This is a genomic window from Gilliamella sp. Occ3-1 (genome assembly GCF_001690655.1).
GTDB lineage: Bacteria > Pseudomonadota > Gammaproteobacteria > Enterobacterales > Orbaceae > Gilliamella > Gilliamella apicola_P.
In genome coordinates this window covers 16,371-29,205 of the sequence record NZ_LZHQ01000009.1, presented here as the reverse complement: position 1 = coordinate 29,205, position 12,835 = coordinate 16,371, and the positions used below count along the sequence as shown (strand labels likewise).

General features: G+C 37.1%; 10 protein-coding genes. 7 read left to right on the top strand and 3 right to left on the bottom strand.

From position 1 onward, the window contains the following. Window positions 1-27: 27 nt before the first annotated feature. The 4 genes from rplJ to rpoC all read left to right on the top strand — a co-directional run bounded on the left by rplJ (window position 28) and on the right by rpoC (window position 9,523). The gene (gene rplJ / locus A9G43_RS02905; RefSeq protein WP_065606478.1) at window positions 28-525 is read left to right on the top strand and encodes a 50S ribosomal protein L10; all 498 of its coding nucleotides are present in this window, start codon (window positions 28-30) and stop codon (window positions 523-525) included. Window positions 526-582: 57 nt separating this feature from the next. Continuing rightward, window positions 583-951, top strand: a complete 369-nt coding sequence (gene rplL / locus A9G43_RS02900) for a 50S ribosomal protein L7/L12 (RefSeq protein ID WP_065606476.1) — start codon at window positions 583-585, stop codon at window positions 949-951. A gap of 244 nt (window positions 952-1,195) precedes the next feature. Next, a complete protein-coding gene (rpoB, locus tag A9G43_RS02895; RefSeq protein ID WP_065606474.1) occupies window positions 1,196-5,224 on the top strand; it encodes a DNA-directed RNA polymerase subunit beta in 4,029 nt (1,342 codons plus the stop codon). Window positions 5,225-5,314: 90 nt separating this feature from the next. Next, window positions 5,315-9,523, top strand: coding sequence for a DNA-directed RNA polymerase subunit beta' (rpoC, locus tag A9G43_RS02890; RefSeq protein ID WP_065606472.1), 4,209 nt, complete (start codon window positions 5,315-5,317; stop codon window positions 9,521-9,523). Window positions 9,524-9,537: 14 nt separating this feature from the next. On the opposite strand, the gene A9G43_RS02885 is transcribed toward rpoC, so the two are convergent. The 3 genes from A9G43_RS02885 to A9G43_RS10660 all read right to left on the bottom strand — a co-directional run bounded on the left by A9G43_RS02885 (window position 9,538) and on the right by A9G43_RS10660 (window position 10,701). Further along, window positions 9,538-10,122, bottom strand: coding sequence for an integrase core domain-containing protein (locus A9G43_RS02885; protein ID WP_141674006.1), 585 nt, complete (start codon window positions 10,120-10,122; stop codon window positions 9,538-9,540). Between the two features lie 35 nt (window positions 10,123-10,157). Next, entirely contained in the window at window positions 10,158-10,385 is a 228-nt protein-coding gene (locus A9G43_RS10850) for an IS3 family transposase (RefSeq protein WP_141674005.1), read from the bottom strand. A 205-nt stretch (window positions 10,386-10,590) separates the two neighbouring features. Beyond that, entirely contained in the window at window positions 10,591-10,701 is a 111-nt protein-coding gene (locus tag A9G43_RS10660; RefSeq protein WP_081298001.1) for a transposase, read from the bottom strand. A 371-nt stretch (window positions 10,702-11,072) separates the two neighbouring features. Here A9G43_RS10660 and yceD point away from each other — a divergent pair, with 371 nt between their 5' ends. From yceD to plsX, 3 genes are read left to right on the top strand one after another with little or no spacing between them, the layout of a single operon-like run. Beyond that, window positions 11,073-11,582 carry a 23S rRNA accumulation protein YceD gene (gene yceD, locus A9G43_RS02875; protein ID WP_065561382.1) on the top strand — a complete coding sequence of 170 codons (510 nt, stop codon included), beginning with the start codon at window positions 11,073-11,075 and terminating at the stop codon, window positions 11,580-11,582. A gap of 4 nt (window positions 11,583-11,586) precedes the next feature. After that, the gene (rpmF, locus tag A9G43_RS02870; protein ID WP_025316508.1) at window positions 11,587-11,754 is read left to right on the top strand and encodes a 50S ribosomal protein L32; all 168 of its coding nucleotides are present in this window, start codon (window positions 11,587-11,589) and stop codon (window positions 11,752-11,754) included. A 33-nt stretch (window positions 11,755-11,787) separates the two neighbouring features. Further along, window positions 11,788-12,834 carry a phosphate acyltransferase PlsX gene (plsX, locus tag A9G43_RS02865; protein ID WP_081298000.1) on the top strand — a complete coding sequence of 349 codons (1,047 nt, stop codon included), beginning with the start codon at window positions 11,788-11,790 and terminating at the stop codon, window positions 12,832-12,834. Window position 12,835: the final 1 nt, after the last annotated feature.

The window sequence follows — 12,835 nt, the reverse complement described above, 5'->3', positions numbered from 1 at the left end:
GCCTAGTATAATCCAGGAGCAATACCAATGGCACTAAATCTTCAAAATAAACAAGAAATTGTTGCTGAAGTTAATGAAATCGCCAAAGGTGCGCTATCTGCAGTTGTTGCTGATTCTCGTGGCGTAACTGTAGAAAAAATGACTGCATTACGTAAATCTGCTCGAGAAGCGGGTGTTTATATGCGTATTGTTCGTAATACGCTATTACGCCGTGTCGTTGAGGGCACTCAATATGAGTGTTTAAAAGATACGTTTGTAGGTCCAACTCTAATTGCATTTTCAAATGAGCATCCAGGTGCTGCAGCGCGTATTTTTAAGGCGTTTGCGAAAGAAAATGAAAAATTTGAGATTAAAGCCGCAGCCTTTGAAGGTGAGTTGATTACTGCAGCGAACATTGATCGCTTAGCAACATTACCTACATATGAAGAAGCATTAGCTCGCATGATGTCAACCATGAAAGAAGCCGCAGCTGGCAAGTTGGTTCGTACTCTTGCGGCGGTTCGCGATCAAAAAGAAGCTGCTTAATTGGCAGCCTGATTGTGAATTTTATTAATTAGAAATGTAAATTTGGGAAACTATATTATGTCTATCACTAAAGAACAAATTTTAGATGCAGTTGCAGAAATGTCTGTTATGGATGTTGTTGAACTTGTATCAATGATGGAAGAAAAATTTGGTGTTTCTGCAGCGGCAGCTGTAGCTGTTGCAGCAGCAGGTCCTGCTGAAGCTGTAGAAGAAAAAACTGAATTTGATGTAATCTTAAAAGATGTTGGTGCTAATAAAGTAGCTGTTATCAAAGCAGTACGTGGTGCAACAGGTTTAGGCTTAAAAGAAGCTAAAGATCTTGTTGAATCAGCTCCTGCAACAGTTAAAGAAGGCGTTAGCAAAGCCGATGCAGATGAACTTAAGAAAGCACTTGAGGAATCTGGTGCAGTTGTTGAACTTAAATAAGTTTATCAAAAGCAATCTAAATGGCTGGGGGTTTTTGCCTCCAGCCTTTTTGCGCTATAATAAGATAAAGAATTTTATTTGAAGATTATCAATAAAAAATAATAAAGAAATAGTATATTTATTAAGCCTAATCAATTGATATTTATAGATATTTTCGATGAGGTGTCAGGTGTATCAGTTGGCGACAACACCCTGATGAATATTTAATCATGCTAAAATAGCAGATAAGCAAGTTGAGGAACTAATGGTTTACTCTTATACCGAGAAAAAACGAATTCGTAAGAATTTTGGTAAGCGTCCACAAGTCTTGGATATACCGTATCTTCTTTCTATTCAACTTGATTCGTTCCAGAAATTTATTGAGCAAGATCCAGAAGGACAATATGGCTTAGAAGCTGCATTCCGTTCAATATTTCCGATAAAAAGTTATAGTGGTAACGCTGAGTTACAATACGTGAGCTTTATGATGGGCGAACCTGTGTTTGATGTTAACGAATGTCAAATTAGAGGGATCACTTACTCAGCGCCGTTGCGCGTAAAATTACGTTTAGTTATTTATGATAAAGATGCGCCAGAGGGAACAGTTAAAGATATTAAAGAGCAAGACGTCTATATGGGCGAAATTCCTTTAATGACAGACAATGGGACTTTTGTGATCAACGGTACAGAACGTGTAATCGTTTCGCAATTACATCGTAGTCCAGGTGTGTTCTTTGATAGTGATAAAGGTAAAACGCACTCTTCTGGTAAAGTTTTATATAATGCTCGGATTATTCCTTATCGTGGTTCTTGGCTTGATTTTGAATTTGATCCAAAAGATAATCTTTTTGCTCGTATTGACCGTCGTCGTAAACTTCCAGCAACAATTATTTTGCGTGCGTTAGGCTATGAAACAGAAGAAATTTTAGATATCTTCTTCGAAAAAACTATTTTTGAAGTAAGTAAATCTAAGTTAAAAATGGATCTTGTTCCTGAGCGTTTACGTGGCGATACTGCGCTATTTGATATTGAATCAAAAGGTAAAGTTTATGCTGAAAAAGGCCGACGTATTACAGCTCGTCATATTCGTGAGTTAGAAAAAGATAAAGTTAGCAAAATTGATGTGCCAGTTGAATATATTGTTAATAAAGTTCTTGCTAAAAATTATGTTGATGAAGAAACGGGTGAGGTAATTGCTTTTGCCAATACTCCGATTTCATTAGAACTCTTGCTTCAATTAACTAATGCTGGATATAAAAAGATAGAAACATTATTCACTAATGATTTAGATCATGGTGCATTTATTTCTGAAACCTTAAATGTTGATTCAACTCGTGACCGTCTTGGAGCATTAGTTGAAATTTATCGCATGATGCGTCCGGGGGAGCCACCGACAAAAGAAGCAGCTGAAGCGTTATTTGATAATTTATTCTTCTCTGACGAACGCTATGATTTATCTGCTGTTGGTCGAATGAAGTTTAACCGTTCATTAGGGCGTGATGACATTGAAGGCGAAAGCGTTTTAACGAAAGATGATATCGTTGACGTAATGAAGAAATTAATTGCTATTCGTAATGGTCACGGTGAAGTTGATGATATCGACCATTTAGGTAATAGACGTATTCGTAGTGTTGGCGAAATGGCAGAAAACCAATTTCGTATTGGTTTAGTTCGTGTTGAACGAGCAGTGAAAGAACGCTTATCTCTAGGTGATCTTGATTCACTAATGCCACAAGACATGATTAATGCTAAACCAATTTCAGCAGCGATTCGTGAATTCTTTGGTTCAAGTCAGTTATCTCAGTTTATGGATCAAAACAATCCACTATCCGAAATTACGCATAAACGTCGTATTTCAGCTTTAGGACCAGGTGGTTTAACGCGTGAGCGGGCAGGATTCGAAGTGCGTGACGTACATCCAACGCACTATGGACGTGTATGTCCAATCGAAACGCCTGAAGGTCCAAACATTGGCTTGATTAATTCATTAGCAGTTTATGCTCGTACCAATGAGTATGGCTTTTTAGAAACACCATACCGTCGTGTTATTGATGGTATTGTAACTGATGAAATTAACTATCTATCAGCGATCGATGAAAGTGAATTTGTAATTGCTCAGGCAAACTCAAATCTTGATGAAAATGGTCGTTTTAAAGAAGATTTAGTAACTTGTCGTTTAAGTGGTGAATCGGGTTTATATAGTCCTGAACAAATTCATTATATGGATGTATCAACTCAACAAATCGTATCAGTTGGTGCTTCATTAATTCCGTTCCTTGAACATGATGATGCGAACCGTGCCTTAATGGGTGCGAACATGCAACGTCAAGCAGTACCAACGTTGAAAGCTGAAAAGCCGTTTGTTGGGACTGGTATGGAACGTGCAGTAGCTGTTGACTCGGGTGTAACAGCGGTTGCTCGTCGTGGTGGTATAGTTCAATATGTTGATGCATCACGTATTGTGGTTAATGTTAATTCAGATGAAATATACGTCGGTGAAACAGGTATTGATATTTATAACTTAACTAAATATACCCGGTCTAACCAAAATACTTGTATTAACCAAATTCCATGTGTGGAATTGGGAGAAAAAGTTGAACGTGGCGATGTACTGGCAGATGGACCATCTACTGATCTAGGTGAATTAGCATTAGGTCAAAATATGCGAGTGGCATTTATGCCATGGAATGGTTATAACTTTGAGGATTCTATTTTAGTCTCTGAAAAAGTGGTACAAGACGACCGTTTTACTTCGATTCATATTCAAGAGTTATCTTGTATTTCTCGTGATACGAAATTAGGTGCAGAAGAAATTACTGCGGATATTCCAAACGTAGGTGAAGCCGCACTGTCTAAACTTGATGAGTCTGGTATTGTATACATCGGTGCTGAAGTAAAAGGTGGTGATATTCTAGTTGGTAAAGTGACACCTAAAGGTGAAACACAATTAACGCCAGAAGAAAAATTACTACGTGCTATTTTTGGTGAAAAGGCATCTGATGTTAAAGATACCTCATTACGTGTGCCAAATGGTGTTTCAGGTACTGTTATTGATGTTCAAGTGTTTACTCGTGATGGCGTAGAAAAAGATAAACGTGCAATTGAAATCGAAGAGATGCAACTCAAACAGGCAAGAAAAGATTTAACAGAAGAACTTAAAATCTTAGAAGCTGCATTGTTTGCTAGAATTCGTGATGTATTAATTTCAGGTGGAATCAAAGCGGATAAACTAGATGCTTTGCCACATGAAAAATGGCTAACAATTGGTATCGCAGACGAAGATAAACAAGCTCAATTAGAACAGTTGGCTGAACAGTACGACGAAATTAAAACAGAGTTTAACAAAAAACTTGAAGCTAAACGTATGAAGATCACTCAAGGCGATGATCTACAGCCGGGCGTTCTTAAAATCGTTAAAGTTTACTTGGCAGTTAAACGTCAAATTCAGCCTGGTGATAAGATGGCTGGTCGTCATGGTAACAAAGGGGTTATTTCAAAAATTAACCCAATTGAAGATATGCCATATGATGAAAAAGGTCGTCCAGTTGATATCGTATTGAATCCGCTAGGTGTTCCGTCCCGTATGAATATTGGACAGATCTTAGAAACTCATTTGGGTATGGCAGCTAAAGGTATTGGTCAGAAGATCGATGCTATGCTAAAAGAACAGCAGGAATTAGCTAAATTACGTGAATTTATTCAAAAAGCGTATGATCTTGGTTTAGGTGCTGCGCAAAAAGTTAATGTTGCAGAATTTACTGATCAAGAAGTGATGACTTTAGCACAAAATTTACGTAATGGTATGCCATTAGCAACACCTGTATTTGATGGTGCTAAAGAGAGAGAAATTAAGGCATTACTTGAGCTGGGTGACTTACCAACTTCTGGCCAAATTACTTTGTACGATGGTCGTACAGGTGAAAAATTTGAACGTCCAGTTACTGTAGGTTATATGTATATGCTCAAATTGAATCACTTAGTTGATGACAAAATGCATGCTCGTTCTACTGGTTCATACAGTCTGGTTACTCAACAACCATTGGGTGGTAAAGCTCAATTTGGTGGTCAACGTTTTGGTGAGATGGAAGTATGGGCACTTGAAGCATATGGTGCAGCTTATACCTTACAAGAAATGTTAACCGTTAAATCTGATGACGTAAACGGTCGAACTAAGATGTATAAAAATATTGTAGATGGTGATCATCGTATGGAGCCTGCGATTCCAGAATCATTTAATGTACTATTAAAAGAGATTCGTTCGCTAGGTATAAATATAGAGTTAGATGAAGAGTAATTTTCTCTAACTTAAATGATTTCTATTTATAGGGATAACTTATTAGTAATAATAAGTTATCTAATTGGTTTAACTCCATAGGAGTCAATTGTGAAAGACTTATTAAAGTTTCTAAAAGCACAAACAAAAACTGAAGACTTTGATGCTATCAAGATAGGCCTTGCTTCTCCTGATATGATTCGCTCATGGTCTTTTGGTGAAGTCAAAAAACCTGAAACAATCAATTATCGTACGTTCAAACCTGAACGTGATGGATTGTTTTGTGCACGTATTTTCGGACCAGTAAAAGATTATGAATGTTTATGTGGAAAATATAAACGTCTAAAACACCGTGGTGTTATTTGTGAAAAATGTGGAGTTGAAGTAACTCAAGCTAAAGTACGTCGTGAACGTATGGGGCACATTGAACTTGCATCTCCAACTGCTCATATCTGGTTTTTAAAATCATTACCTTCTCGCATCGGCTTATTACTTGATATGCCACTTCGCGATATTGAACGAGTGCTTTATTTTGAGTCATTTATGGTTCTTGATGGTGGCATGACTAATTTAGAGCGAGGTCAGATTTTAACTGAAGAGCAATATCTTGACGCGTTAGAAGAGTTTGGTGATGAGTTTGATGCTCGTATGGGTGCTGAAGCTATCCAAGAATTATTGCGTAATATTGATGTGCAAGCAGAATGTGAAGCTCTACGCGATGAGCTAGCAACTACTAATTCTGAAACTAAGCGTAAAAAACTAACTAAACGTATTAAGATTATTGAAGCATTTATTCAATCAGAAAACAAACCTGAGTGGATGATCTTAAATGTATTACCTGTGTTGCCACCAGATTTACGTCCATTGGTTCCACTAGATGGTGGGCGCTTTGCAACATCAGATCTAAATGATCTTTACCGTAGAGTTATTAACCGTAATAATCGTTTAAAACGTTTATTGGATTTAGCTGCACCAGATATTATTGTACGTAATGAAAAACGTATGTTACAAGAATCTGTTGACGCATTATTAGATAATGGTCGCCGAGGTCGTGCGATTACAGGTTCTAACAAACGCCCATTAAAATCCCTTGCCGATATGATCAAAGGTAAGCAAGGTCGTTTCCGTCAAAACTTGTTAGGTAAACGTGTTGACTATTCGGGTCGTTCTGTAATTACTGTAGGTCCATACTTGCATTTGCATCAGTGTGGTTTACCGAAGAAAATGGCACTTGAATTATTCAAACCATTTATTTACGGAAAATTAGAACGTCGCGGTTATGCAACAACCATTAAAGCTGCGAAGAAAATGGTTGAGCGTGAAGATGCAATTGTTTGGGATATCTTAGATGAAGTTATTCGTGAACATCCAGTATTATTAAACCGTGCTCCAACGTTACATAGATTAGGTATTCAGGCATTTGAACCTATCCTAATTGAAGGTAAAGCGATTCAATTACACCCACTAGTTTGTGCGGCATTTAATGCTGACTTTGATGGTGACCAAATGGCGGTTCACGTTCCATTAACGTTAGAAGCTCAGTTAGAAGCACGTGCGTTAATGATGTCAACCAACAATATTCTTTCACCAGCAAGTGGAGAACCTATTATCGTGCCTTCTCAGGACGTGGTTTTAGGCCTTTACTATATGACTCGTGATAAAGTTAATGCCAAAGGTGAAGGCATGATATTAACCGGTCCTAAAGAAGCTGAAAAGCTATACCGTTTAGGCCTAGTTGAATTGCATGCTAAGGTTAAAGTTCGTATTACTGAAAGCCAACGAAATAGTGTAGGTGAATGGGAAGATACTACCTCGATTGTTGATACGACTGTCGGTCGTGCAATTCTATGGTTAATTATGCCAAAAGGAATGAACTTCTCTGTTATTAATCAGCCTCTTGGTAAAAAAGCGATCTCTAAGATTTTAAATATTTGTTATCGCCAATTAGGTATGAAAGATACGGTAATTTTAGCCGACCAAATTATGTACACTGGATTTGCTTATGCAGCACGTTCAGGGGTATCTGTTGGTATTGATGATATGGAGATTCCAGCTAAGAAATCACAAATCATCAATGAAGCTGAAATTGAAGTTGCTGAAATCCAAGAGCAATTCCAATCAGGTTTAGTAACTGCTGGTGAACGTTATAATAAAGTTATCGATATTTGGGCTGCAGCTAATGAACGTGTTGCTAAAGCCATGATGGATAACTTATCAACTGAAAAAGTCATTAACCGTGAAGGTGAGGAAGAAGTTCAATCTTCTTTCAATAGTATTTACATGATGGCCGACTCAGGTGCACGTGGTTCTGCTGCACAGATTCGTCAGCTTGCTGGTATGCGTGGTTTGATGGCAAAACCAGATGGTTCGATTATCGAAACACCTATCACAGCGAACTTCCGTGAAGGATTAAACGTACTTCAGTACTTTATTTCTACTCATGGTGCGCGTAAAGGTCTTGCCGATACTGCATTAAAAACAGCAAACTCAGGTTACTTAACTCGACGTTTAGTTGACGTTGCACAAGATCTAGTGGTAATCGAAGACGACTGTGGCACCTTAGAAGGTGTGGTCATGACACCAGTTATTGAAGGTGGTGATGTTAAAGAACCACTTCGTGAGCGTGTATTAGGTCGAGTCACAGCTGAAGATGTATTAAAACCTGGTAGTGCAGATATCTTAATTCCACGTAATACTTTACTTGATGAAAGTAAATGTGACTTACTTGAAGCTGAATCGGTAGATAGTGTTAAAGTACGTTCAGTCGTTTCGTGTGATACTGATTTTGGTGTTTGTGCAAAATGTTATGGACGAGATTTGGCTCGAGGTCACTTGGTTAATAAAGGTGAAGCCATCGGTGTTATTGCTGCGCAATCAATTGGTGAACCAGGTACTCAGTTAACCATGCGTACGTTCCATATTGGTGGTGCGGCATCGCGAGCTGCTGCTGAATCAAGTGTGCAAGTTAAAAACAAAGGTAGAATTAAATTAACTAATGCTAAATTTGTAACTAACCCAGATAAGAAATTGGTTATTACTTCGCGTAATGCTGAATTAACTATTATTGATGAATTAGGTCGAATGAAAGAAACCTATAAAGTTCCTTACGGTTCGATTTTAAGTAAAGGTAATGGTGTAACAGTTGATGCGGGTGAAACTGTTGCTAACTGGGATCCGCATACAATGCCAGTTATTTCTGAAGCAAAAGGTTTTGTTCGTTTTGTTGATATGGTTGATGGGCAAACTATTACTCGCCAAACTGACGAATTAACTGGTTTATCATCTATTGTGATATTAGATGTGGCAGAACGTACTGGTGTGGGTAAAGATTTACGTCCAGCAATTAAAATTGTTGATGCTAAAGGCAAAGATATCTATCTTTCTGGTACAGAAATGCTTGCACAATACTTTTTACCAGGTAAAGCGCTAGTACAGTTAGAGGATGGTGCAGAAATCAATATTGGTGACACACTTGCTCGTATTCCACAAGCATCTGTTGGTACCAAAGATATCACCGGTGGTTTACCTCGTGTTGCTGATCTATTTGAAGCACGTAAACCAAAAGAGCCTGCTATTTTAGCTGAAATTGATGGTATCATTTCATTTGGTAAAGAAACGAAAGGTAAACGTCGTTTAATTATCACTCCGTTAGATGGTAGTGAACCATATGAAGAAATGATTCCAAAATGGCGTCAACTTAACGTGTTTGAAGGTGAACAAGTTGGTCGTGGAGATGTAATTTCTGATGGACCTGAATCGGCTCATGACATTTTACGTCTACGTGGTGTTAATGCTGTAACACGCTATATTGTAAACGAGGTTCAAGAAGTTTATCGTCTACAAGGTGTAAAAATTAACGATAAACACATTGAAGTTATTGTGCGCCAAATGTTACGTAAAGCAACAGTTATTCATCCTGGTGGCTCTCGCTTGCTTGAAGGCGAACAACTTGAAGTTTCACGCTTGAAGATTATCAACCGTGAACTTGAGGCTCAAGGTAAAGAACCAATTGTTTATCTACACGATCTACTTGGTATTACCAAAGCATCATTAACGACTGAATCGTTTATTTCTGCAGCTTCGTTCCAAGAAACGACTCGCGTCTTAACTGAGGCAGCGGTAGCTGGTAAAAATGACGAATTACGTGGCTTAAAAGAAAACGTAATTGTTGGTCGATTAATTCCAGCTGGTACAGGTTATGCTTACCATAAGGAACGTTTACGTAAACGAGCAATGCCATCGACTGATGAGATTCAAACAACAATTTCAGCAGAAGAAGCTACAGCTAATTTAGCTGAGTTACTCAATTCTGCTGAATAGAATCAATAGTTTCATTAGATTTGATTTATAAATAGCACGCACAGCGTGCTATTTTTTATATTGTAAATACCCCCCAAACTTAGTACACAACTCACGTAGAAAATTAAGCTGCTTGTTAGTGTTTTATACTCAATCGGTGTCATGTTATTTAATGCCTCATGCGGTCTTTCCGTGTTATCAATCGTTAACCATTCTTCGGTTACCTTCCTTACCTGTTCCAGATTATTAAAAAGATATAAATCCAATACCTCTGTATGGTACGAACGGTTAAATCGTTCAATAAAGCCATTTTGATAAGGGCTACTAGGCTTTATATAATCAATGGTTATATCATGTGATTTAGCCCAGTTTATTAAGGTTTTTCCTGTAAATTTTGGCCCATTATCGACCCGTATTTTTAATGGATACCCATGATATTCGGCCAGTTTATCTAAGTAACGGGTAATTCTTCCTGCTGGTAAGCTCACTGCAATATCAATACCTAACGCCTCACGATTAAAGTCATCGATGACATTGAATGTTCTAAAGCGACGTTGATTACGGCTACTGTCACTCATAAAATCCATTGACCAACATTCACCTTGTTTATTAGGAACCAATAGCTTTTCTGGTGTTCATGAGGGGGATACGTTTTTTAACGTTTAGCTCTAATATTAAGTTTCAACTCACAATATACCCGATACACTCGTTTATGATTCCATTTATAGCTGAGTTTTTTGATACGATTAAAGCATTTAGGAAAGCCCCAGCGTAAATGCCGGTCTGTGATAGCATTCAACACCGAAACAATCACTGAATCATCCTGTAACTTAGGTTGATAATAGTAAGCACAACGACTTAAGCCAACAATGGCACAATTCATAGCAATACTAACCGAATGATTTTGTTGTAGTTGCTGTGCCCACGTTTTACGTGCCTTTTTGTGAGCACTAAAGCTTTTTTATGATTTCTTCCTGAAGCTGGGATTTTAAGCTCAGTTCGGCAAACATCTGCTTAAACTTGCGGTTTTAGGCTTCAAGCTCCTTTAAGCGTTTGATATCCGAAGTTTCAATTCCGCCGTATTTTTCTCACCATTTATAAAAAGTTGAATTACCCATGCCATATTTATGGCACAGCTCTTTAACGGGAAGACCAGCTTCAGCTTCTTTTAAAATAGCTACGATTTGATGTTCAGTCATTTTTTCATAATTAAATCCCCTTTATTTTTATCATAGAGAATTTTCTACTTTTTTGCTGTACTATTTTAGGGGATAGTTACATGATGATTTTCGAGCGATTATGAAAGATAGTTTGTGTCGATTATCATAATAAATGAAAAGACCAAAATAACTACTTTTATACTGAAATATGGGTGTTTTCTGAAAAAACTTTACAAGAAAAAAATAATCATTAACAAAATGAATATTAAAGTAATAATCAACAACTCAAACAAATTATATTGTGTGATCCCATTGACGAAACCTTGATTTAAAGGTAATATGCGCGCCTTATGGCATTGTGTAGTTTTTAACTACACTAAAAAAATTTTTTAAGGTAGTATGCATATCTTATGCAAAATAAATTACCATTTACTATTGACCCGATTAAATCGGCACAAAAACGACTTGATTATATTGGATATTATCCACTTCAAGCGGTAAATAGGGTTGATAGCCCAAAAAGTGATATTGAGTGTAGTTTGTCTTTTTATTATGATGAACAAAAACTCTGCATTATCAATATTGATGCAAAATTAACGTTAGAACAAACTTGTCAACGTTGTTTTAAACCTTTTGTCACTGAAGTTCATGTGACGAATAAATTTAGTCCTGTTAAGAGCGATGCTCAAGCAGAGACGCTACCGGAACATTATGAACCCGTTTTGATGAACGAGTTTGGTGAAGTAGATATATTAGCGTTACTTGAGGACGAAATTATTCTCTCGTTACCAATTGCGCCGGTACATGATAGTAAACACTGCGAAGTGTCAGAGGCAGATATGGTATTTGGTGAAATTCCTACTGAGAATGAAAAAACAAATCCATTTGCAATTTTAGTTAGTTTAAAGAATAAGGGGTAAATCCATGGCTGTTCAACAGAATCGTAAAACTCGTGCAAAACGTGGTATGCGTCGTTCTCATGATGCATTAACTGTTGCTAATATCTCAGTTGATGAATCAGGTAAAACACATTTGCGTCATCACGTAACCGCTGATGGTTATTATCGTGGTCGTAAAGTGATTTCTAAATAATTATTTAGTAATTAGAAATCCTCAGGTGACATTTTGGATAATCTAACCATTGCGTTAGATGCTATGAGCGGGGACTTCGGTCCTCGTATTGTTGTTCCTGCTGCAATACAAGCACTAAATAATTATCCAACTCTTTCAATTTTTCTGGTAGGGTGTCTAACAGAAATCAATCTTTTTTTGCCTAAAGAAAAAGCAAAGTTAATTACTCAATACCAACAAGAAGGTCGATTAATGTTGATAGAATCGACATCAGTAATAGCTAATGATATGAAACCTTCTTATGCAATTCGTCATAGTCAAGGATCTTCTATGAGAATTGCGCTTGAACTAGTTAAAGATAATAAAGCTCAAGCATGTGTAAGTGCTGGTAATACTGGTGCATTAATGGGGCTGTCAAAACTACTTTTGCATTCATTGACGGGTATAGATCGTCCTGCACTCGTTGCTATAGTTCCAGCATTAAACAATCAAAATACAGTAGTATTGGATTTAGGAGCTAATGCTGAGTGTGATAGTGATATGTTAGTTCAGTTTGCGATAATGGGTGAAATTTTAGCTAAAACAGTGCTTAATATTGAATATCCTCGTGTTGCATTACTTAATATTGGTGAAGAAGACATTAAAGGTTTGGATAAAATTCGTGCGGCTTCTGCTATTTTGAAATCAAATAACAAAATTAATTATATCGGTTATTTAGAAGGTAACGAACTTTTAACGGGTAAAACCGATGTACTTGTTTGTGATGGTTTTGTGGGTAATGTAACGTTAAAAACAGTAGAAGGTTTAATAAAAATTTTTATGTCTTCTTTTAAATTATCGTTAGGTCATCATTCACTATTATTGAAATTATTGAGTAAATGGCTACAAAGGAAAATTGCAAAAAATTTTGGTTATTTAGATCCCGGACGATATAATGGTGCTTGCTTGCTTGGACTTCGAAGTATTGTGATTAAAAGTCACGGTAGTGCCAATCAAAAATCATTTTATGCAGCAATAGAACAAGCTATTTTGGCTATACAAACAAATATACCTGAGAAGATTGCAACGAGCCTTTCTTCCGCACTACCCAAGAGCGAATAAT